At 45.7% G+C, this 20,870-nt stretch carries 21 protein-coding genes, 1 tRNA gene and 1 other RNA gene; 19 read left to right on the top strand and 4 right to left on the bottom strand.

Translation table 11 applies throughout. The features are described 5' to 3' along the window. Nucleotides 1–122: 122 nt before the first annotated feature. Nucleotides 123–845 carry a microcompartment protein PduB gene (gene pduB, locus AC04Q6_RS11300; protein ID WP_178087504.1) on the bottom strand — a complete coding sequence of 241 codons (723 nt, stop codon included), beginning with the start codon at nucleotides 843–845 and terminating at the stop codon, nucleotides 123–125. Between the two features lie 227 nt (nucleotides 846–1,072). On the opposite strand from pduB, the gene AC04Q6_RS11305 reads away from it, so the two are divergent. The 5 genes from AC04Q6_RS11305 to AC04Q6_RS11325 all read left to right on the top strand — a co-directional run bounded on the left by AC04Q6_RS11305 (nucleotide 1,073) and on the right by AC04Q6_RS11325 (nucleotide 7,550). Further along, nucleotides 1,073–1,624: a biotin transporter BioY gene (locus tag AC04Q6_RS11305; protein WP_178744326.1), complete on the top strand. Its 552-nt coding sequence runs from the start codon at nucleotides 1,073–1,075 to the stop codon at nucleotides 1,622–1,624. Then, nucleotides 1,614–2,054: a DUF1284 domain-containing protein gene (locus tag AC04Q6_RS11310; protein ID WP_118071285.1), complete on the top strand. Its 441-nt coding sequence runs from the start codon at nucleotides 1,614–1,616 to the stop codon at nucleotides 2,052–2,054. Before AC04Q6_RS11305 ends, AC04Q6_RS11310 begins: the two co-directional genes overlap by 11 nt. Nucleotides 2,055–2,462: 408 nt before the next feature. Then, complete coding sequence (locus AC04Q6_RS11315; protein ID WP_119248097.1) at nucleotides 2,463–5,969, top strand: Ig-like domain-containing protein; 3,507 nt, start codon at nucleotides 2,463–2,465, stop codon at nucleotides 5,967–5,969. 216 nt (nucleotides 5,970–6,185) lie between these two features. Beyond that, nucleotides 6,186–6,259, top strand: a tRNA-Pro gene (locus AC04Q6_RS11320). 178 nt (nucleotides 6,260–6,437) lie between these two features. Then, nucleotides 6,438–7,550: a DUF6128 domain-containing protein gene (locus tag AC04Q6_RS11325; protein ID WP_119248098.1), complete on the top strand. Its 1,113-nt coding sequence runs from the start codon at nucleotides 6,438–6,440 to the stop codon at nucleotides 7,548–7,550. An 18-nt stretch (nucleotides 7,551–7,568) separates the two neighbouring features. Here the strand turns inward: AC04Q6_RS11325 and AC04Q6_RS11330 are convergent, their stop codons facing one another. Then, complete coding sequence (locus AC04Q6_RS11330; protein ID WP_021977983.1) at nucleotides 7,569–8,264, bottom strand: anaerobic ribonucleoside-triphosphate reductase activating protein; 696 nt, start codon at nucleotides 8,262–8,264, stop codon at nucleotides 7,569–7,571. Between the two features lie 278 nt (nucleotides 8,265–8,542). Here AC04Q6_RS11330 and ureA point away from each other — a divergent pair, with 278 nt between their 5' ends. The 10 genes from ureA (at nucleotide 8,543) to AC04Q6_RS11380 (ending at nucleotide 15,594) form a co-directional block, all read left to right on the top strand. Beyond that, nucleotides 8,543–8,845: an urease subunit gamma gene (gene ureA, locus AC04Q6_RS11335; protein WP_021977982.1), complete on the top strand. Its 303-nt coding sequence runs from the start codon at nucleotides 8,543–8,545 to the stop codon at nucleotides 8,843–8,845. Nucleotides 8,846–8,857: 12 nt separating this feature from the next. Next, on the top strand, nucleotides 8,858–9,217 hold the full coding sequence (gene ureB, locus AC04Q6_RS11340) for an urease subunit beta (protein WP_119248099.1): 360 nt from the start codon (nucleotides 8,858–8,860) through the stop codon (nucleotides 9,215–9,217). Between the two features lie 12 nt (nucleotides 9,218–9,229). Beyond that, the gene (gene ureB, locus AC04Q6_RS11345; protein WP_021977980.1) at nucleotides 9,230–10,951 is read left to right on the top strand and encodes an urease subunit beta; all 1,722 of its coding nucleotides are present in this window, start codon (nucleotides 9,230–9,232) and stop codon (nucleotides 10,949–10,951) included. A 109-nt stretch (nucleotides 10,952–11,060) separates the two neighbouring features. After that, complete coding sequence (locus tag AC04Q6_RS11350) at nucleotides 11,061–11,567, top strand: AmiS/UreI family transporter (RefSeq protein ID WP_118062381.1); 507 nt, start codon at nucleotides 11,061–11,063, stop codon at nucleotides 11,565–11,567. Nucleotides 11,568–11,585: 18 nt separating this feature from the next. After that, complete coding sequence (locus tag AC04Q6_RS11355) at nucleotides 11,586–12,065, top strand: urease accessory protein UreE (protein ID WP_021977978.1); 480 nt, start codon at nucleotides 11,586–11,588, stop codon at nucleotides 12,063–12,065. Nucleotides 12,066–12,074: 9 nt separating this feature from the next. Continuing rightward, nucleotides 12,075–12,788 (top strand): urease accessory protein UreF, encoded by a 714-nt coding sequence (locus tag AC04Q6_RS11360; protein WP_118062382.1) that lies wholly within the window; start codon nucleotides 12,075–12,077, stop codon nucleotides 12,786–12,788. Between the two features lie 19 nt (nucleotides 12,789–12,807). After that, nucleotides 12,808–13,437, top strand: a complete 630-nt coding sequence (gene ureG, locus AC04Q6_RS11365; protein WP_021977976.1) for an urease accessory protein UreG — start codon at nucleotides 12,808–12,810, stop codon at nucleotides 13,435–13,437. Further along, on the top strand, nucleotides 13,434–14,240 hold the full coding sequence (locus AC04Q6_RS11370; protein WP_021977975.1) for an urease accessory protein UreD: 807 nt from the start codon (nucleotides 13,434–13,436) through the stop codon (nucleotides 14,238–14,240). Before ureG ends, AC04Q6_RS11370 begins: the two co-directional genes overlap by 4 nt. Nucleotides 14,241–14,465: 225 nt before the next feature. Continuing rightward, the gene (tadA, locus tag AC04Q6_RS11375) at nucleotides 14,466–14,996 is read left to right on the top strand and encodes a tRNA adenosine(34) deaminase TadA (RefSeq protein ID WP_021977974.1); all 531 of its coding nucleotides are present in this window, start codon (nucleotides 14,466–14,468) and stop codon (nucleotides 14,994–14,996) included. 160 nt (nucleotides 14,997–15,156) lie between these two features. Further along, nucleotides 15,157–15,594, top strand: coding sequence for a GatB/YqeY domain-containing protein (locus AC04Q6_RS11380; protein ID WP_021977973.1), 438 nt, complete (start codon nucleotides 15,157–15,159; stop codon nucleotides 15,592–15,594). 143 nt (nucleotides 15,595–15,737) lie between these two features. Here AC04Q6_RS11380 and ffs read toward each other — a convergent pair. Together ffs and AC04Q6_RS11390 are read right to left on the bottom strand one after the other, a co-directional pair. Then, an RNA gene (ffs, locus tag AC04Q6_RS11385) (signal recognition particle sRNA large type) lies at nucleotides 15,738–15,999 on the bottom strand. Nucleotides 16,000–16,052: 53 nt separating this feature from the next. After that, the gene (locus tag AC04Q6_RS11390; protein ID WP_119248101.1) at nucleotides 16,053–16,814 is read right to left on the bottom strand and encodes a hypothetical protein; all 762 of its coding nucleotides are present in this window, start codon (nucleotides 16,812–16,814) and stop codon (nucleotides 16,053–16,055) included. Between the two features lie 290 nt (nucleotides 16,815–17,104). Between AC04Q6_RS11390 and AC04Q6_RS11395 the strand changes: the two genes are divergently transcribed. The 4 genes from AC04Q6_RS11395 to recR all read left to right on the top strand — a co-directional run bounded on the left by AC04Q6_RS11395 (nucleotide 17,105) and on the right by recR (nucleotide 20,864). Continuing rightward, complete coding sequence (locus AC04Q6_RS11395) at nucleotides 17,105–18,187, top strand: 6-phosphofructokinase (RefSeq protein WP_021977972.1); 1,083 nt, start codon at nucleotides 17,105–17,107, stop codon at nucleotides 18,185–18,187. 70 nt (nucleotides 18,188–18,257) lie between these two features. Further along, nucleotides 18,258–19,880: a DNA polymerase III subunit gamma/tau gene (gene dnaX, locus AC04Q6_RS11400; protein ID WP_244832828.1), complete on the top strand. Its 1,623-nt coding sequence runs from the start codon at nucleotides 18,258–18,260 to the stop codon at nucleotides 19,878–19,880. Nucleotides 19,881–19,911: 31 nt separating this feature from the next. Further along, nucleotides 19,912–20,268: a YbaB/EbfC family nucleoid-associated protein gene (locus tag AC04Q6_RS11405; protein ID WP_015525666.1), complete on the top strand. Its 357-nt coding sequence runs from the start codon at nucleotides 19,912–19,914 to the stop codon at nucleotides 20,266–20,268. Then, nucleotides 20,268–20,864 carry a recombination mediator RecR gene (gene recR / locus AC04Q6_RS11410; protein WP_015525667.1) on the top strand — a complete coding sequence of 199 codons (597 nt, stop codon included), beginning with the start codon at nucleotides 20,268–20,270 and terminating at the stop codon, nucleotides 20,862–20,864. Before AC04Q6_RS11405 ends, recR begins: the two co-directional genes overlap by 1 nt. Nucleotides 20,865–20,870: the final 6 nt, after the last annotated feature.

Raw genomic sequence — 20,870 nt, forward strand, 5'->3', positions numbered from 1 at the left:
TTTTTGCAGTAATAAGGGTCAAGCGGATATTCGCAATCCGCTTCGCTACTTGCTTGATTTGGTTAAAAAATAAGAGGCCCTGTCTTGTTATCCGGGTGTTGAAAAAAGAATGCAGGAAATTTTTACAGGTATGGGATACCTGGAATCTCCGGATAGGTTCCCATGCCGATGAGGAGTTCAAGCCCTGTCTGACGGCCCTCCAGTACAGCTGCTTTTACAGCACTGGCGTCACCGGAGATGGCGATGATCACTTCGTTGGAATGGCTGGTACCGATATCCGGGGTCATGTATTTTGTGATGGAAACAGCAGCGGATTTTACGGCATTGTCAGCCATAACAAGTCCGATCGCGGCGGGAGAGCCTGCCATAAATCCGAATGCTTCCCCAAGTGGTGTGCCGAAAGCTTTATGGATTGCAGGGCCTGCGCTGGCAGAAAAAGCAAATTCCAGATGTCCGGATTCGCTGATGTAAACTTCGCCGGCATTTTTGTTGGTCAGTTCCAGGGCCATTGAAATGGCGTGGCGTACATCGGATACGTCATTTCCGCCAAGTACAATGTAGTTTCCGTGTCCGCCCCAGCCTTTCGTATCTCTTGGAAGTTCAATGGAAAGCACTTCTGTGTTGGTTGCTTTTACTGCATCGTCAATGGCGGTGATCTGGCCTGCAGCACCTGTACGGGAACTGAAAAGCCCGAGACAGTGGTATTTGGTGCCGACATTCATCTGCTGAAGAAGGGAATCGTCAACTCCGGAAATCACAAGTCCGATGGTGTCAAGGACTGCAGTTCCCACGAATTCTGTCCGGGTGCAGGTTGTGCTGATGTTGTGTATATCATGTATATCCATGTGGAAAAATCCCCCTTTTTAGGCTGAAAAATCATTACTTTCAGTATAACATCGGAGAAGAAATTTTGAAAGCAGAAAAAACGTAAACTGTAAGAGAGAAAATTGGTTGACAATCTAAACACGCTGTGTTAAATTATTAACAGCAAAAGACGGAAATCATTAGGAAAAGATGTAAGACGTTTTTCCGTCAGGGAAAGCAGAAAAAGAAAGAGAGGACTTAGGTTATTATGACAACAGTGGCAGCAACCAGAAGCAAGACTTACGATCTTGTTTATATCGCGGTTTTTGCAGTAGTGATGGCAGTTTGCTCATGGATCTCCATTCCGGCACAGATACCATTTACTTTGCAGACATTTGGTGTATTTATGGCAGTAGGTGTACTTGGAGGAAAAAGGGGAACTCTGGCAGTTCTGGTTTACGTTCTTCTTGGAGCTGTAGGCGTTCCGGTATTTGCGGGATTTTCCGGAGGAATCGGATCTCTTCTTGGAAATGCAGGTGGATATATTATCGGATTTATCTTTTCCGCACTTGTTATGTGGGCCATTGAAAGTGTTTTTGGCAGAAAGCCGGTTGTTCAGATCATTTCCATGATCATTGGACTGATCGTATGCTATGCATTTGGAACCGCATGGTTTATGTTTGCTTACACAAGAAGCACAGGTCCGGTAGGTCTGATGGCAGTTCTTGGCTGGTGCGTATTCCCGTTTATCATTCCGGATCTTATCAAGATCGCACTGGCTTATGTTTTATCAGGAAAGGTACGTAAATATGCAAGATAAAAGCATTGCCACGGCATATGCTTCCGATGAGGGCACAGAGGGAAAGATTATTCCGCTGCGCCCTCATCATGGTATGTGCCTGGCATATTTTAAGGGGGAAGGCTACAGTAACGGTTTTACTGCACATATGTCCGAGATGCTGAAGATTTTTCTGGAGGGAAAGAAAATAAGGCTTCATGCGGATACGGATGAGATCTGCTCTGCCTGTCCGAATAATCGGGGCGGACATTGCGAAGCCGGAGATAAAGTGGCAGAGTATGACAATGCCGTGCTGAAAAAATGTGGACTGAAGGCCGGACAGACATTGCACTTCAGCGAATTTACAAAAAAAGTCCAGGAAAAAATCCTTGCGACGGATAAACGTAAGGAAATCTGTGGAAACTGCCAGTGGAACAGCATCTGCGAAGAACAGAAGAGCCGCTGGGCATAAAAAAAAGCAAAAATATAGAAATATAAAAAGTATATGATCTGAGAATGTCGGAGGAAATGGCAATGTCTGTTCCATTTCCTGAAATGATGTCTTGGGGTATATACTTTTTTTATTTTTTGGAATTATCAGATAATAATGTGAAATATTTTGAAAATAATTTTTACTTGAGAAAAAAACAACAATAACCGTGAGATGTTTTTGGCAGATATGTATAGACAAATAATTCCGGCATTGATAAAATAACGATATGTTAGTTTGAACAAACTAAAGTGTGCTTGACAGAGCACTTCTGCAGAAAATGACATATGTTGAATATTCTGCAGAAGAAATTTCAATTAACCAGAGCAGCTGTAAGGTCATGATCTGGTATAAAGTCGTGTAATATAAAAGACAAAGAGGAGGACAGGTATGCATAAGTGGAAGCTTTTTAAGAAGTCAGCTGCACTCGTTCTGAGTTCAGCGGTAATCGCGTCAGGAGTGCCGGTAACGGCAATGGCGTCTGAGGCGGAAGTTTTTAGTGATGTGTCAGGAGAAACACAAGGAGAGACAGCACAGGAAGAAGGAGAGAACGAGGATCAGGAGTCGGTTTCCCAGGACCAGTTGGAAGTTGGTGAAGCTGATATTCAGTCGGAAGAGCCGGAAGAAAGTGATGCAGAAGCTATTCAGGAAGAAGTAGCAGAAATTTCAGCAGAAGAGATTCAACAGGAAGAGGAACCGCAGATCCAGGAGGATACAGAAGAGGTATTCGGTGATGGAGAAGCATTTATGGCAGAAGCAGGCGAGGTTCTTCAGGATGCTTCTGAGATCACTGTTGCAGGAGTGAAATATCTCTGGTCCATGCAGCCGGCAGAGGGATATACACAGATAGGAACAACAGGCGTTTATGTAAAAGTGGCAGATGGACAGACCGCTCTGAACGGAAAACTGTACGGAACGACAACTTTAAGTTATTCGGAATTTTATGCCGGGGATACCACACAGGAGAGCTATGATGCCATCACCTCTGCAACAACTGGAAAAAGTCAGATTTTTGCAAATGAGGACAGTACAGAAGTAACATCTTCCGGATATCAGATCCAGGGTGTGAAAAATGTAAGTGTTGCAGTGGAGGCGGAGACATATGTAGATGCACAGGCATTAAAAGCAGCGGATAAACTTCCAAGAGAGGGCGTTTATACGGAAGCAGCTGATATCACATTGAATGAAACACCATCACAGGAAGTCGGACAGTATAAAACACTGAATGCAGATGGTACATACAGCGCAACAAAATTTGATGTAAAAGCAACAGTCACAGATGCATCCGCTGAGATCCAGGCACCGTCGATCTGGGGGGATTACATGCTGGTAGTAAAAGAATCCAGCACAAAATATCTCCGTAATTCCAGACAAGATGATTTTGCAGTGGGTGGAAATACACTGGGAGTCATCCTTGAGACTGCAAGTGGGAAAAAAGTAGGACTTCGTCATACCTATGAAATCTGGGTACAGCCTTATGAACTTGCATTTTCAGCAGAGTCCGGGCTTATCGGGGAAAAAATTTCAAAAGTGACTTATATTACTCCGGATGGTTCCTACGTATATGAGTTTGGAGATAAAGCACCTCTTGTAAAAAAACAGCCTGAAGAGGGAATGAAAGTACAGGCGGCTTTTGTAAAAGAGAGTACAACCCAGATTAAAGTGGACGGACTTGACAAATATGAAAATCCAAAAGTTTCTGTCTATTATACAACAGGAAGCGGACATGGAAAGCAAACAACCTATGTCGTAGACCATGCAGTGGCAGAAAACGGAATTGTAACTTTTGACAGCAGTGTTGCCAGAGCAGAAGATGAGATCTACACAGTTATGATCTTAAGCGACAATTACGTGGATATGACAAAGAATATCACGTTGACAGGAGAGCCGATCACAGTTGCCAATGTATCTTATTACTGGGTAAAAGGAGCAACAGAAGGATATACACAGATTCCGGGAAGTGATATTTATTATAAAGTGGCAAACGGTCATGAAGCGCTGACAGGAAATCTTTATGGTACAGCGACTCTGACATATGAGGAATTTTATGCAGGAGATGCAACGAGCCGCAAATATGATTCCGTTACATCTGCCACAACCAGAAAAAGCACTGCTTTCGGAAATGCAGATGTTCAGAATCTGACAGAAAATGGCTATGAGATCGCAGGAGTAAAAAAGGTTAGTGTTGCTGCAGATGCAAAAACATATGTAGAAGCACAGATCCTTTCAGAAGCGGGAGAACTTCCGGAAAGCGGAGTATATACAGAAGCAGCAGGGATCACCCTGGGACGTACTCCGACGGTAGAGCCTGGGCAGTATAAAACACTGAATACAGATGGAACATATAGTGCTACAAAATTTAATGTAAAAGCAACTGTGACAGATGCGGAGGCAACACTCAAAACATCTTCTCGCTGGGGAGATTATGAGATTGATGTAAAAGAAACCAGCACAAAATATCTCCGCAATACAAAGAGTGATTCCGATTTTGCAGTTAACTCCGGGATTCAGGGAATGATCCTGGAAACAACAGACGGCGGAAAATATGGCATGCGTCATATGAACGAGATGTGGCTGAAGGTGTATAAGGTTGCCTTTGCAAAAGATACAGGTCTTGAGGGAAAAACCGTAAACAAGATCACGTACATTATGGCAGACGGCGCGTATGTATATGAATTTGCAGATGGTATTTATGTTAAACCGCAGGCAACAGAAGAGATGGCTGTTTCTCCGGAATTTACGGACAGCACCCATGTTAAGCTTGCAAATCTTGATAAATACAAAAATCCGAAGGTATCTGTTTTCTATACAACAGGTGTCGGACATGCTTCAGAGACAACATATCTTGTACAGGATGCAGTAACTACAGATGGAGTGGTTGCTCTGGATTCCACTGTAGCGAGACCGGAAAATGAAACCTATACAGTAAGAGTTTCCAGTGATGATCATGCGGATGTTTCTGTTCAGCTGGTGTATGGAACAATTGCCTTTAAAGAAAAGTCGGGAATTCTTTACATTGGAAGTTCCAGACAGCTTGAAGCTACAGGTGAGAACTGCAAAGATGTAACATATTCTTCCAACAATGAAAAAGTTGCATCTGTGGACGCAAACGGAAAAGTAACTGCAAAGGCAGCGGGAACAGCCGTGATCATGGCAACATCTGCAGCAGGAAAGACTGCACAGTACAAACTTACGGTAAAAACTCCATCCGTGAAACTGAATGTTTCAGCAAAAACACTTTATGTAAAAGGAACTCCGGCTACTGTTACACTGAAAACAACAACAGCAGGTGTTACCGGAAAAGTAACTTATACAAGCAGTAAATCTTCCGTTGCTTCTGTAGACGCAAAAGGAAAAGTAACTGCTGCGTCAGCAGGAACTGCTGTAATTACAGCAAAATGTGGTAATTATAAAGCAACCTGCAAAATTACCGTTAAAAAACCAACTGTAAAAGCTACGGCATCCGTAAACACTTTATTTGTAGGCGGGACAAGTCAGGTTAAGGTGGACAGAACAGGGCTTACCGGAAAAGTAACTTATGGAAGCAGCAGTAAATCCGTTGCCACAGTAAGTACAAGCGGAAAGATAACAGCGAAAAAAGCCGGAACAGCTACGATCACAGTAAAATGTGGAAGTTACAAAGCAACCTGCAAGATCACTGTTAAAAAAGGCAGCCTGAAGATCACGTCTAAAACTGCGGTAACTGTAAAGACAAAGAAAACAACAACCATCAAGGCGACAGCTACTTCAAAGGCAAAGATCACTTACAGAAGCAGCAATACAAAAATTGCAACGGTAAGCAGCAAGGGTGTTGTCAAAGGTGTGAAAAAAGGAAAAGCTGTTATCTATGTAAGCAGTAACGGAGTTACAAAGAAAGTGACAGTTACAGTAAAGTAATATCCGCTGATATTCCATCTGAAATATTATAACCGAAATATAAAAAACCTTTCCAGAAACCACTTCAGGTCTGCGAAAATACAGTCCTGAAGTGGTAAAAAATAAAAAATTCGATTTTTTTGAAAAATTTTAATTTTTTCTATTGACAAAGGACAGAAACTCTAATATAATAGCTCTTGCAGTTGAGCAACACACAAACAACTGAAAACAAAATAACGAAGCGTGGCTCAGTTTGGTAGAGCGCTGCGTTCGGGACGCAGAGGTCGCAGGTTCAAATCCTGTCGCTTCGACTAAAGCTTTGAGAATCCCTTGGTTGAGGGATTCTTTTTTTGCATATAAAGAAATACAGAACGTTATCTTCCAGAGAATCTTCTGTGCATGGCTGGTCTGAAGGTTTTGCTGTTAATGGAATGATTCCACGGAATTTTCATATATATTAACGAAACCGAAATACTGGAGGGACGTGCGTTGGCTGGATATCAGCGTTTTGTTGCATATGTATATGAGTATCGCAAAGGAAAAAAAGACAGCAGCAGCGGCTATGTGAGAGTGGAAGCAAGAGATCGGCGGTGTCTGATTGAAGTTCATCTGCGCTGTGCAGGACTGGAGCCGGGGAGCCGGTGCCGGGTGTATGGTTTTGTGCGGCGGGAAGGACTGATGGATGGAATCCTGATCGGAAGTTGTGTGACCGGGCGGGAGCAGATTGAGTGTATGCTGGAAACAGATACGGAGAATATTGGAGGTATGGGAAAAAATCTCCGGGAGCTTGGAGGTATGCTGCTGATCTCGGATGCAGGAGGATTCTGGGGAACGGAGTGGGATGATCAATCCATCCGGCCGGATAATTTCCGGGAGTGGAAGAAAGAAGAAACAGATGCTCATAAGGAAAAGAAAACGGAGAAAGGAGAAGGACAACGGGGAGAAACTGCAGAAGCAGAAGAAGATCAAAAAGCTGGTTTTTCTGCAGAAGTGCAGGAAAAACAGAATGCAGCAGACAAGATCATGACGGTGGAGGAAGTTCAGGAAGAAGTTGAGGGGATTTCCGTGAGCACGATGAACCAGGAGACAAAGAAAGGGCTGCAGGAGAACAGAGCTATTTTGGCAGAGGATGAACCGAAAATATCAGAAGCGGGACGCCCGCACCCGGGGCAGGCGCATCCAGAACCGGGATCGAGACCACCGGAATCACCGCGTCCAGGTTTCCCATCGCCAGGACCGGGCCCAAGACCACCGGAACCACCGAGGCCGCCCCGGCCAACTCCAGGCATCCCCTATGATCCATTCAATGACGGACAGTTTACAGACTGCCGTAAGATCAAACCATCCGACTGCAGTACCTTATGCAGAAAAAACGGCTGTTTCTGTAACAACCGTTTTGTCATGTACGGATATCAGAATTTTGGCCATCTTCTGCTGTGCAGAAATCACCGGGGTCAGTACATACTGGGAGTCCCCGGCAGTTACAGCCAGCAGGAACGCTTCATGGCAAACATGTTTGGCTTTCCCTATTTTCGGGAAAGTCCGAAGATCCACATTCCGGGCGGAAAAGGTGGATACTGGTACTGCTTTATTAATATCTGAGTGGAAAATTGAGCATCTTTACAGATCCATACCACGGATTTCCACTACCGGGATCGTCCGAGACAGGATATCCCGGTAGTTTTTCATTTCTTCTTCGGAGCAGGAAGAAAATCCTGGCATCAGAACTCCCTCCGAATCACGGTAAGCCTGAAGATAATAAGCTTTTGCACCACGGAGCCACTGGCTGATCTCCAGAAAATCATTTTCCGAGTGAAGTTCACGGACAACTGTAGTACGGAACTCATAATCCAGATCTCCGGAACATAGCCATCCGGCAGTTTCACGGATCGCATCCAGATTAACATTTACACCGGTAAGTACGTGATAATTGGAAGGGCAGGCCTTGATATCCATGGCAACTTTGTTGATCAGCCCATCTGCTGCGAGCTTTTTTACCACAGAAGGACGGGAACCGTTGGTGTCAAGCTTTATGTCATAGCCAAGCTCCCTGATCCGGCCAAGAAATTCAGGGAGCTCCGGTGCAAGAGTCGGTTCTCCTCCGGAAACACAGACACCATCCAGAATTCCTTTGCGTTTTTTTAAAAAAGCCAAAATTTCATCCTCGGAATATCCGTACTGTGTGTCCGGCTCCACTACAAGAGCTCCGTTCTGACAGAAAGGGCATCGGAAATTGCAGCCGCCCAGGAATATGGTGCAGGCCACCCGCCCGGGATAATCCAGTAAAGTTGTTTTATTAAATCCACAGATCTTCATGTGTAAAATCCTTTCATTTTTACAGAAATATTCTATTATAAGAATACCCCAGTACGGAGTATGCCGCAAGTGGAATGTTGTCACTGTTCAGGCGATAAACAGCATGTTCTTTTGATATATGTGATGTGTAAAAAAATGTTGTTGCTTGACTTTCCGGAAAAAAGCAGATATAATTCATTCATTAACGCAGACGATGGAGTCCGTAAAAACTCCATTGCCTGCGTTTTTTATTGGACTAAATTAGTAAAGACTAACAGGCGAAAAAGGAGGAAGAAACAATGAGACTTACCCCGAAGGAACAGGAAAAACTCATGCTCCATATGGCCGGAAATCTGGCGAAGGAGAGGAAGGAACGCGGACTGAAACTGAATTATGTGGAAGCACTGGCGTATATCAGTTCTGAACTTCTGGAACTGGCCCGTGATGGCAAAACTGTTGTAGAGCTGATGCAGCTTGGAACTACGATTCTTACAAAAGATGATGTGATGGAAGGTGTGGCAGACATGCTTGGTGAGGTGCAGGTGGAGGCAACATTTCCTGACGGAACAAAGCTTGTGACTGTACACAATCCGATTCAGTAAGGAGGAATTGACATGAAGATTGGCGAAATTATTCCCGCAGACAGAGAGATCGTACTTAATGAAGGGAAAAAAACCACAAAGATCCTGGTTGCAAACAAAGGCGATCGTCCTGTACAGGTAGGCTCTCATTTCCATTTTTTTGAAGTAAACAAATGCCTCTCTTTTGACCGTGAGGCTGCATATGGATATCATCTGGATATTCCATCCGGTACTTCTGTCCGTTTTGAGCCAGGAGAAGAAAAAGAAGTGCAGCTGACCGAGATGGGCGGCAGAAAACGCGTATTTGGTCTGAACGACCTGACAAGAGCAAGAGCAGCAGAGGACACCAGGAAGGTTTCCATGGAAAAGGCAGCATTAAAGGGATTCTTATAAGGAGGGACACAAATGAGCGTAAAAATTTCCGGTGAAAAATATGCAATGATGTACGGCCCTACAACTGGTGACAAGGTAAGACTTGCGGATACCAGCCTTGTAGTGGAAGTTGAAAAAGATTACACCACATATGGCGATGAGGTAAAATTCGGCGGCGGTAAAACCATCCGTGACGGAATGGGCCAGTCAGTAAAAACATGCAGCCGTGATGGAGATCTGGATCTGGTGATCACCAACGCCCTGATCGTGGATACCACTGGGATCATCAAGGCAGATATCGGAATCAAAGACGGAAAGATCGCAGGGATCGGAAAAGCAGGAAACCCGGATATCATGGACGGGGTGACACCTGGAATGACCGTTGGTGCATCCACAGAGGCGCTGGCAGGAGAAGGAATGATCGTCACAGCAGGTGGTATTGATACCCATATCCATTTTATCAGTCCGCAGCAGATCGACTGTGCACTGTACAGTGGTGTTACAACCATGATCGGAGGAGGAACAGGCCCTGCAGACGGAACAAATGCGACTACCTGTACACCCGGACCGTGGAATCTCCGGATGATGCTGAAAGCAGCAGAAGAATATCCGATGAACCTTGGATTCCTCGGAAAAGGAAACTGCTCGGATGAGGCTCCGCTGATCGAACAGGTAAAAGCTGGCGCCATGGGACTGAAGATTCATGAGGACTGGGGTGCAACACCTGCAGTTATCGATCATTGTCTCAATGTTGCGGATGAATATGATGTGCAGGTTGCGATCCATACAGATACTTTAAATGAGGGTGGTTGTGTGGAGGATACTCTTGCAGCAATCGGCGGAAGAACGATCCATACTTATCATACAGAAGGAGCCGGCGGTGGACATGCACCGGATATCATCCGCGCTGCAGCGGCAGGAAATGTTCTGCCATCCTCCACAAACCCAACCATGCCATATACGGTAAATACCCTGGATGAGCATCTGGACATGCTGATGGTCTGCCATCACCTGGACAAAAAGATCCCGGAAGATGTGGCATTTGCAGATTCCCGAATCCGCCCTGAGACCATCGCGGCAGAGGATGTTCTTCATGACATGGGAATTTTCAGCATGATGAGTTCAGACTCTCAGGCTATGGGACGTGTAGGAGAAGTCATCACACGTACCTGGCAGACAGCCAGCAAAATGAAAGATGAGCGCGGGGCTCTTCCGGAAGATGAGGGAAAAGGAAATGACAACTTCCGTGTGAAACGTTACATTGCAAAATATACTATCAATCCGGCGATCACACATGGAATCGCAGATTATGTAGGTTCTGTTGAAAAAGGAAAATTCGCAGATCTTGTTCTGTGGAATCCGGCATTTTTTGGTGCAAAACCGGATATCATCATCAAAGGCGGAATGATCATCGCTTCCAAGATGGGCGATGCCAACGCATCCATCCCGACTACCCAGCCGGTAATGTATCAGCCGATGTTCGCAGCTCATGGAAAAGCAAAAAATGAAGCCTGCCTTACCTTTGTTTCCCAGGCTGCATATGATGCCGGAATTAAAGATATTTATGGTCTGGAAAAAACTGTGGTTCCTGTAAAGGGATGCAGAAATATTGCCAAAAAGGATATGGTGTTCAATAACCGTACACCAAAGATCACGGTAGATCCGGAAACTTATGAGGTAACGGTAGATGGAGAAGCCATTACATCCAAACCTGCGGAAAAACTTCCGCTTACACAGCTCTACAATCTGTTCTAAAACGACACAGCAATGATCTTTTGTCCGGGAAGCAGTCCCGTGGTGTTTATAAGAATGCTTCGGGACTGCCTTTCGGGCGGACTGACTTTACCATAAGGAGGAAAAACAGATGTTAGGAGTATGCCTTTTATTCGTAGGAATCGTTCTGATCAATAACGGAATGTGTACCTTATATAACGTAGACGGAAAATCCACGGCAGTTATGAATATCTTTACCGGTGGACTGTCACTGTTTATCAATTTTGTAAACCTGGTACAGGGAAATTATTATGCTGCAGGAACAGGACTTCTGTTCTGCTTTACCTACCTGTTTGTAGCTTTTTCCAGGATCTTAAAACTGAGTCCGATACCATTCGCGTGGTTTTCAACATTTGTAGCCATTAATGCGGTGGTATTTGGAACCATTGAGGGATTTCTGGGAAGTAAAACGCTGGGGATCACACCGGATATCCGCTGGGCGGGAATCTGGTATCTCTGGGCAATCCTCTGGGGAACTGCCTTTGTGGAAGACATCATGGGCAAAAAACTGGGAAAATTTGTTCCGGTGCTCCAGGTGATCGAAGGCGTAATCACAGCCTGGGTGCCAGGAGTGATGCTGCTCCTTGGAGTATGGTAAGAATAGAGGAGAAAATTTATGCTTTGTGAAAAAATTCTGGGAAAATTAAAGGATTTTGATCTTACTGGAAAAACGGTGGAATATGTGGATATTGAGTGGCATGAAGCATTCAAAAAGATCCACAGAAAAACCACAGACAGTGGTCGGGAAGTAGGGATCCGCCTGGATGATTCTGTACTCACAAGAGGACTTTTTCAGGACGATGTGATCTACGCAGATGAAAAACTGGTGATCGCGGTAAATACACCACCCTGTGAAGTGATCGAGGTATCTCTGGAGCCAGGACACGAAAAATATGTGGCAAAAGTCTGCTATGAGATCGGAAACCGCCATGCACCGCTTTTCTGGGGAGATCAGGAAAATACATTTATTACCATCTACAACGAGCCGATGATGGTCATGCTGGAAAAACTCCACGGGGTGAGAGCTGAGAAAAAGACTCTGAAACTGGATTTTGACCGCAGGATCTCAGCATCCATCCATAATCATCATCACTGAGGAAGGAATATGGATAAAATAAAAGAAATCCGCCGTTTTTTTCTGCTGCAGGTAAACGACGCTCTTTTTCCCATAGGAGGTTATTCCCATTCGCAGGGGCTGGAAACGTATATCCAGCAGGGGATTGTACATGATGAAGAAACAGCGGCAGAATATATCGGTAAAAAACTGAAACTGAACCTGGCCTGCACCGATCTTCTTGGTGTACGTCTGGCTTACGAATATGCATTGAAAGAAGATGTGGCGGCACTGGATATGCTGGAGGAGATCCTGGGGGCATCCAGGATTCCAATGGAACAGAGAGAAGCGTCCAGAAAAATGGGTTCCCGTTTTACAAAGACAATCTGTAAACTGCCTCAGGAAAATATTCCTATGGAAAAACGAGGTATTTTTGAAAAATATCTGGAAACGCGGAAAGGAAAACCGGTGAGTCACTGCTGTGCTTATGGAGTTTTCTGCGCAGCTCTCGGGATCGAAGAGGAGGAAACACTTTATCATTATCTCTATGCCCAGACCTCTGCAATGGTGACAAACTGTGTAAAAACCATTCCGCTGAGCCAGAGTGCGGGACAGAAACTTCTTTGTGGATGTTATGGGGAGTTTGAGGAAATACTGTCCTATATTTCGGACTGTACGGAGGATGACCTTTGTCTGTCGGCGCCGGGATTTGATATCCGGGGAATCCAGCATGAGAAGCTTTATTCCAGACTTTATATGTCGTAAACAGAGAGGAGTAATTTTTATGTCATATGTAAAAATTGGTGTCGCCGGACCGGTAGGTTCCGGAAAAACAGCGCTGATCGAAGCTCTATCAAGAAAGATGGCAGGTGATTACAGCATTGGTGTTATCACAAATGATATTTATACCAAGGAAGATGCACAGTTCCTTGCAAAAAACAGTGTGCTTCCGGTAGAACGTATCATTGGCGTGGAGACCGGTGGATGCCCGCATACCGCTATCCGCGAGGATGCTTCTATGAACCTTGAAGCTGTGGATGAGATGATGGAGCGTTTTCCGGATATCCAGATCCTTTTTATTGAAAGTGGTGGAGATAATCTTTCCGCAACATTCAGCCCGGAGCTTGTAGATGCAACTGTTTTTGTTATTGATGTGGCTGAGGGAGATAAGATCCCGCGAAAAGGCGGTCCTGGCATCACAAGGTCAGATCTGCTGGTGATCAATAAGATCGATCTTGCACCGTATGTAGGTGCGAGTCTGGAAGTTATGGAACGGGATTCCAGAAAAATGCGAGGGGAAAGACCCTTTGTTTTTACAAATATCCGAGGGGATGAACATGTGGATACTATTGTAGAATGGATTAAAAAGAATGTGCTTCTGGAAGATCTGCAGGAAAGGCGGAACAACCTTTGACGGAAAATAAATTTGGGAAACTGTCCAGACTGTCCCTTCGAACCGGTATCAGAAAAGGAAAAACGATTCTGGAAGACGTGGCTTTTACAGCGCCTTACAAGATTATGAATCCTTTTCCAAAGAAAGATGGGGGAATTTCCGTGATGCCTTTGTGTGCATCAGCCGGGATCATGGAAGGAGACAGGCAGGAATTTGATTTCTCTGTGACAGAAGGAACCAATCTGGAGTTTCTGTCACAGTCTTTTGATAAAGTCCACAAAATGAAGGAAGGGAAAGCTGTTCGCCACGTGAAGGCACAAGTGGAAAAGAATGCAGTTTTTTACTATTATCCGCAGCCGGTGATCCCCTATGCACAGTCGGCTTTTGAAAGTACGATGGAATTTGATCTGGCTGATAAAAGCTCCGGGTTGTTTCTGCTGGAGATCATTTCCTGCGGAAGAAAAGCATCCGATGAACGGTTTCAGTATCGGAAATTTGCCTCCAGGGTAAATATCAGACGGGGCGGGCAGCTGATATACCGGGATAATACCCGTTATGAGCCCGATAAAATGGACATGGAAGGGATTGGAATGTATGAAGGATATACCCACATGGCCAATATTTTTCTAAGCGGCCCGGTCATGGACATGCAGGAAAAGATATGGGAAGTTCTGGAAAGTGAAAAAGAATGCGAAGGCGGTGTAACGCAGCTGGTACAGGGAGATCTTGCTGTCCGTATTTTGGGACATCGGGCACAGAAACTGCAGGAAACAGCCGAAGAAATAAAAGCGATTTTTGAAGAAGTAAATAATAATAACAGATAAGAAAACGCTGCAGAAATGAGTATGTTTTGAGAAATTTCTGTGGCGTTTTTTTAACCAAATCAAGTAAGTCCCCTGCTTCAATTGCGAATATCCGCTTGACTATTATCAAGAGTAAGCGTGCATCGGATTTACCGTAAATTGACACATCATACGTGGATGGCTATAATCAAACAGAAAGAACGCCGGAGGATTTCCGGGATATAAAGTTACAGGAGGAATAAAAACGTGACAGATCAGGAACGTTTTATGAAAGAGGCGATCCGCCAGGCGAAAAAAGCACGTGCCCTGGAAGAAGTCCCGATCGGCTGTGTGATCGTATACGAAGGAAAGATCATAGCCAGAGGCTACAACCGCCGCAATACAGACAAAAATACATTATCCCATGCAGAACTCAATGCTATCCGAAAAGCCAGCAGGAAACTGGGAGACTGGCGACTTGAGGGCTGCACCATGTATGTAACTCTGGAACCATGCCAGATGTGTTCAGGTGCACTGGTACAGTCCAGAATTGACGAAGTGGTGATTGGCTGTATGAATCCCAAAGCGGGTTGTGCAGGTTCCGTGATGAATCTCCTTCAGATCGATGGCTTTAATCATCAGGTGAAAATTACACAAGGAGTGCTGGAAGAGGAATGCTCCGAAATGCTTTCCACATTTTTTAAGGAATTGCGGGAAAAGAAAAAACAGGCGAAAATGCTGAAAAAACAGGAAGCAGAGCGCCTTGCCGGGCAGCAGGTACAGGAAGAAGATACGTAACAGAATAGGAGTCTGTCAAAAGTTCTGATATATTTTCTCTTGACAGAATTACGCGGAAATATCAAAATAAAATCATAAATGAAATTCCGGAGAAAAGGATTTCATTCAGACAAAACGAAAGCTGTTCAGAATGGAACAGCAGAAAATGGAGGACCACAAAATGGAACTTGAAGTTTTAAGAAAAGACATGGTAGCAGCAATGAAAGCCAAAGACAAAGTGACCAAGGAGGCCGTTTCCTCACTGATCGCAGCAGTAAAAAAAGTTGCCATTGATGAGGGATGCCGTGATGATATCAAAGGAGATCTGGTAGACAGAGTGATCCTGAAAGAGCTGAAAACAGCCAAAGAGCAGATCGACACCTGCCCGGCAGACCGTACAGACCTGAAAGAAGAGTATCAGGCAAGATATGACATTATTGCAAAATATGCTCCGAAGCAGATGGATGAAGCGGAGATCAAGGCTTATATCGAGGAGAAATTTGCAGATGTTCTTGCAACCGGAAATAAGGGCCAGATCATGAAAGCAGTCATGGGAGACCTGAAAGGCAAAGCTGACGGCAAGCTGATCAATCAGGTAGTTGCCGGATATTGTAAATAATATATGCATGCAGGAAAACGCCGGGGCATTCTGAACAGATGTCCGGCGTTTTTTGTATAAAAAAATCCCGCCGGATCAGTCATAAATGACGAACCCGGCGGGAATGCTGTTTATATAGAGATCATATATTATAATCTTTTTTTACGCGCGCCGCACCTCGGAATGGTCTCACAGACGTTACCTTTACAGTTAACTCAGCCCAGGCACCCTCACGGCACACAAGAGCTTCTGCTTAGTGCTGCTGCATTCCTGCCCTGACACGGTTCACAGATTCCTGTTGCGTAAGACCCAGACGTCAACGCCACTTATAAAGGGCTGCTCCACAAGATACAAGCCTCAGATTGGCATCACCCCTGCTGTAGCGGATTGCAGGTACAGGGCACCGCTATCTCCCCGGCTGCGCGGAATTTAATTATAGACTCTGAAACCAGATTTGTCAAGGTACAGACCGAAATAAATCAGTTCATATTAAGTGTACAGTACTGCACCGCCCCGTTTTTGGTGTTGCGAAGGGTGAAGCTGATATAGGCGGACTGCTTCGCGGAAAGGTTTCCGATACGGAGCGTGGAAGAAGAAGCCCCGCTGTTAGGGGCGTTGTAATTGGTACTATACTGTGTATGGGTCCGGTTGTTGTTGAAAGAAACGCCTGTGATCTTCCAGCCATTTACAGCAGTGCATTTCATGACAGCATTCTTCTGTGCCTTGTTGGCGTAACAAAAGGCGTTATGGCCGGAGCTTTTGAATTTTCCGGCAAGATTGCCTTTTACACCTGTGATGGAGACGGATTTCAACGGGTTGACATAACGAAGCACCTTGATGGTGGAAGTATAGGTTTTGTTTCCGACCTTGAAGGAAATCTTTCCGGTTCCGGGCTTTTTAACGGCAAAACCGATATTGTAGAAATGATCGGAGTGAGTGTACGGTTTTGCACCCTTGCGGAAAGCCTCCGTGGTACTTTTGAAGCTGCTGGAACCGAAGGAGTCCAGTGCGATCACAGAACCGCCGCTGACCACTTTAACATTGGATTTGAGAATGTTCTGTTTAGCAGGAATATTGCTGATCGAGATCTCATCGTATCCCAAGTCCTTTCCGGATGTGGGCATATAAACGATCCGGGTTTTGGAATAATTGATCGCTGCACTGGCGGCGAGAGGAGTCATGGCGCATACCATGGCTGCGGCTAATAAAGCGCAGGATAGTTTTTTGAGGATTTTTTTCATAAGACGCTCCTTTCCTGGCGAAAATTTTCTGTAAACATACGAAAGTTACTGATAATTTTATTTTACGATGAGATACAGGTAAAGTCAATCAATACACTCGCTGTTTTCGTGCTTTTTTGGCTATTGTACACTGCCTGAAAATGCTTTATAATATTATATTGTGTAAAACTCTGTGAAAAGAGAGGGTACAGTAGTTGTTCTGCAGAAATACGTCAGGTGGAATATCTGTCTTATATGCAGACAGCAACAAATAAAATGTGCACATAAGAGGGCACAGAATGGAGGACGCTATGATTAAAAGAATCGGCCTGCTGACAAGTGGCGGTGACTGTCAGGCATTGAACGCAACCATGAGAGGCGTTGTAAAGGGTCTGAGCAACAGCGTTGAGAACCTTGAGGTTTATGGATTTGATGACGGATATAAGGGACTGATCTACGGGAAATACCGTATGCTTACAGCCAGGGACTTTTCCGGAATCCTGACTCAGGGCGGAACTATTCTCGGAACATCCAGACAGCCATTCAAACTGATGCGGGTTCCGGATGAGAAGGGACTGGACAAGGTTGAGGCCATGAAACAGACTTACTATAAGCTCTGTCTTGACTGTCTTGTGATCCTCGGCGGAAACGGAACGCAGAAAACCGCCAATCTTCTCCGCGAGGAAGGCCTGAATATCATCCATCTTCCGAAGACCATTGATAATGATATCTGGGGTACAGATATGACCTTTGGCTTCCAGAGCGCTCTGGAGATCGCAACAAATGCCATTGACTGCATCCATACAACAGCTGCATCTCATGGACGTGTATTTATTGTTGAGATCATGGGACATAAGGTCGGAAGCCTTACACTGAATGCCGGTGTTGCAGGCGGAGCAGATGTGATCCTGATCCCGGAGATCCCATACGATATCAATAAGGTTGTAGAAGCCATCCAGAAGCGTAACAAGGCAGGCAAGCGTTTTACCATTCTTGCAGTAGCTGAGGGAGCTATCTCAAAAGAAGATGCAGAGCTTCCGAAGAAAAAATACAAAGAAAAGCTTGCGGAAAGAGCAAAGAAATATCCGTCTGTATCCTATGAGATCGCAGACCAGATCCAGCAGGTAACCGGAAGTGAAGTACGTATCACAGTTCCGGGTCATATGCAGCGAGGCGGAGAGCCATGTGCATATGACCGCGTTCTTTCCACAAGGATCGGTGCAGGCGCAGCACAGGCGATCATGGATGAGGAATATGGCGTTATGATCGGTGTTATCAATGGCAAAATCAAACGTGTTCCTCTTGCTGAATGTGCAGGCAAGCTGAAGATGGTATCCCCGAAAGATCAGCTTGTAAAAGCAGCCAAACAGATTGGAATCAGTTTTGGCGATTAATGAATCATAAGTCATCTGGCCGCCGCGGAAGTCTTTCCGCGGCGACTGTGGCGAAGAGAAGGAGAGTTTTATGAGTTATACTGCTCTTTACCGTAAATTTCGTCCCGATAATTTTGACGATGTAAAAGGACAGGATCATATTGTGACAACACTGACCAACCAGATCAAGGCGAACCGTATCGGACACGCATACCTGTTCTGCGGAACGAGAGGTACCGGAAAGACTACGGTTGCAAAGATCCTGGCGAAGGCAGTAAACTGCGAACATCCTGTAAACGGCAGTCCCTGCAACGAATGTGCCATGTGCAAAGCCATTCAGGCAGGAACCGCCATGAATGTGATCGAGATCGATGCAGCATCCAACAACGGTGTTGACAACATCCGTGAGATCCGCGAGGAAGTAGCCTACCGTCCAACAGAGGGCAAATATAAGGTTTACATCATCGATGAGGTGCATATGCTCTCAACAGGAGCATTCAACGCTCTTCTGAAAACACTGGAAGAGCCGCCTTCCTATGTTATTTTTATCCTGGCGACCACGGAGGCCCATAAGATACCGATCACGATCCTGTCCAGATGCCAGCGTTACGATTTCCACAGGATCTCCATTGATACCATAGCTGCCAGGCTTTCGGAGCTTCTGGCTGCAGAAGGAGTGGAAGCGGAGGATAAAGCTGTGCGCTATGTGGCAAAAAAAGGCGACGGATCCATGCGAGATGCCCTGAGCCTTCTGGATCAGTGTATTTCTTTTTATCTGGGACAGGTACTTACCTACGATAAGGTCCTGGACGTTCTGGGAGCCGTGGATACAGAGGTATTCAGCAAGCTCCTTCGGAAAGTGCTTTCCGGTGATGTGACCGGTTCCATCCATGTGCTGGAAGACCTGATCACAGGAGGCCGGGAACTGGGACAGTTTGTATCCGATTTTACCTGGTATATGCGAAATCTTCTCCTTGTGAAGACTTCCGAGAATCCGGAGGAGGCAATTGATGTTTCTTCCGAGAATCTGAAGCTTCTGAAGGAAGAAAGCGAGATGACAGATGTGGAAACCCTGATGCGGTATATCCGTATTTTTTCCGATCTGTCCAATCAGATCCGTTTTGCAAGCCAGAAACGTGTTTTGGTGGAGATAGCGCTGATCAAGCTTTGCAGACCGGCCATGGAGACCAATCTGGACTCAGTTCTTGACCGGCTCCGTGTTCTGGAAAAACAAATGGAAGAACGGCCGGTGCAGCAGGTGATTGTCCGGGAAGGCGATGCCGGCACAGCCGGGGAACCGGGGGCGGCAGCGTCAGACGGGGCGACGGTACAGCAGTCCAAACCGCAGAAGGCAGCGCCTGAAGATCTTCAGAAGATCGTAGCAGGATGGAGGGCCATCGTGGGGCAGACGACAGGACTTTTCAAACAGTCCCTGCAGCGGGCAGTCCCCAAGTATAACGGGGAAACCGGGGATCCCATCCTTTATGTGGAATTCCAGGATTTCCTGGGAATGAATTATGTAGACAATCCGGAGGCGCAGAAAGAACTTAAGGACATTATTGCGGCCCGGACAGGCAAGAGCGTGGAGATACATATGCTGGTAGCCAACAAACATCAGCACACCAATCTCGCGCAGATCACAGTAGACGATGCACTCCGGGAGAACATCCACATGGATATCGTAGTGGAAGAAGACCCGGATGATGAGTCATAAATCCGTAAAATAAAAGCAGGAGGAAAATATTATGGCAAAAAGAGGTGGATTCCCTGGCATGGGTATGCCGGGAAACATGAACAATCTTATGAAACAGGCGCAGAAAATGCAGCGTCAGATGGAAGAGAACCAGAAGGCTCTTGAGGAAAAAGAGTTTACAGCAACAGTAGGTGGCGGAGCTGTTTCCGTTACCGTTTCCGGTAAACGCGAAATAACAAAAGTCACACTTTCCGAGGAAGCGGTAGATCCGGATGATATCGAGATGCTTGAGGACATGATCGCAGCAGCAACAAATGAGGCACTCCGTCAGGTTGAGTCCGAGTCAGCAGCAGTAATGTCCAAACTGACAGGAGGCCTTGGCGGTCTTGGCGGAGGCCTTCCTTTCTGATGGAATATTACAGCAGCCATATCAATAAACTCATTGAGCAGCTTTCCCATCTTCCGGGGATCGGAGCCAAATCTGCCCAGCGACTTGCGTTTCATATTATGAATATGCCAAAAGATCAGGTGGAGCAGCTGACCGCTTCCATCACCGATGCAAGGCAGAATGTTCAGTACTGCAAATGCTGTTACACGCTGACAGATCAGGAACTCTGCCCGATCTGTGCCAATCCCAAACGGGACCACAGCACCATCATGGTCGTTGAAAATACCAGGGATCTGGCAGCATATGAGAAAACAGGCAAATTTGATGGTGTATATCATGTGCTTCACGGTGCGATCTCTCCAATGCTTGGAATCGGACCGGATGATATCAAGCTGAAGGAACTGATGAAGCGCCTTCAGGGAGATGTAAAGGAAGTCATTGTGGCAACCAATTCCAGCCTTGAGGGAGAAACTACAGCCATGTACATCAGTAAACTGATAAAACCGACCGGGATCAAAGTAAGCCGTATTGCCAGCGGAGTTCCGGTAGGCGGTGACCTGGAGTATATTGATGAAGTGACGCTTCTACGCGCCCTGGAGGGAAGGGTAGAACTTTAACCGGAT

Source organism: Blautia sp. HA9023, assembly GCF_056504095.1.

Excerpts from the sequence above, each read along its gene's own strand:
- AC04Q6_RS11310 (WP_118071285.1), top strand. The coding sequence starts at position 1,614 with ATGCAAGATAAAAGCATTGCCACGGCATATGCTTCCGATGAGGGCACA.
- AC04Q6_RS11305 (WP_178744326.1), top strand. The coding sequence starts at position 1,073 with ATGACAACAGTGGCAGCAACCAGAAGCAAGACTTACGATCTTGTTTAT.
- AC04Q6_RS11360 (WP_118062382.1), top strand. The coding sequence starts at position 12,075 with ATGGATAAAATAAAAGAAATCCGCCGTTTTTTTCTGCTGCAGGTAAAC.
- ureB (WP_021977980.1), top strand. The coding sequence starts at position 9,230 with ATGAGCGTAAAAATTTCCGGTGAAAAATATGCAATGATGTACGGCCCT.
- AC04Q6_RS11395 (WP_021977972.1), top strand. The coding sequence starts at position 17,105 with ATGATTAAAAGAATCGGCCTGCTGACAAGTGGCGGTGACTGTCAGGCA.
- AC04Q6_RS11405 (WP_015525666.1), top strand. The coding sequence starts at position 19,912 with ATGGCAAAAAGAGGTGGATTCCCTGGCATGGGTATGCCGGGAAACATG.
- ureA (WP_021977982.1), top strand. The coding sequence starts at position 8,543 with ATGAGACTTACCCCGAAGGAACAGGAAAAACTCATGCTCCATATGGCC.
- AC04Q6_RS11350 (WP_118062381.1), top strand. The coding sequence starts at position 11,061 with ATGTTAGGAGTATGCCTTTTATTCGTAGGAATCGTTCTGATCAATAAC.
- recR (WP_015525667.1), top strand. The coding sequence starts at position 20,268 with ATGGAATATTACAGCAGCCATATCAATAAACTCATTGAGCAGCTTTCC.
- AC04Q6_RS11315 (WP_119248097.1), top strand. The coding sequence starts at position 2,463 with ATGCATAAGTGGAAGCTTTTTAAGAAGTCAGCTGCACTCGTTCTGAGT.
- AC04Q6_RS11380 (WP_021977973.1), top strand. The coding sequence starts at position 15,157 with ATGGAACTTGAAGTTTTAAGAAAAGACATGGTAGCAGCAATGAAAGCC.
- pduB (WP_178087504.1), bottom strand. The coding sequence starts at position 845 with ATGGATATACATGATATACACAACATCAGCACAACCTGCACCCGGACA.
- ureG (WP_021977976.1), top strand. The coding sequence starts at position 12,808 with ATGTCATATGTAAAAATTGGTGTCGCCGGACCGGTAGGTTCCGGAAAA.
- ureB (WP_119248099.1), top strand. The coding sequence starts at position 8,858 with ATGAAGATTGGCGAAATTATTCCCGCAGACAGAGAGATCGTACTTAAT.
- AC04Q6_RS11355 (WP_021977978.1), top strand. The coding sequence starts at position 11,586 with ATGCTTTGTGAAAAAATTCTGGGAAAATTAAAGGATTTTGATCTTACT.
- AC04Q6_RS11390 (WP_119248101.1), bottom strand. The coding sequence starts at position 16,814 with ATGAAAAAAATCCTCAAAAAACTATCCTGCGCTTTATTAGCCGCAGCC.
- AC04Q6_RS11330 (WP_021977983.1), bottom strand. The coding sequence starts at position 8,264 with ATGAAGATCTGTGGATTTAATAAAACAACTTTACTGGATTATCCCGGG.
- dnaX (WP_244832828.1), top strand. The coding sequence starts at position 18,258 with ATGAGTTATACTGCTCTTTACCGTAAATTTCGTCCCGATAATTTTGAC.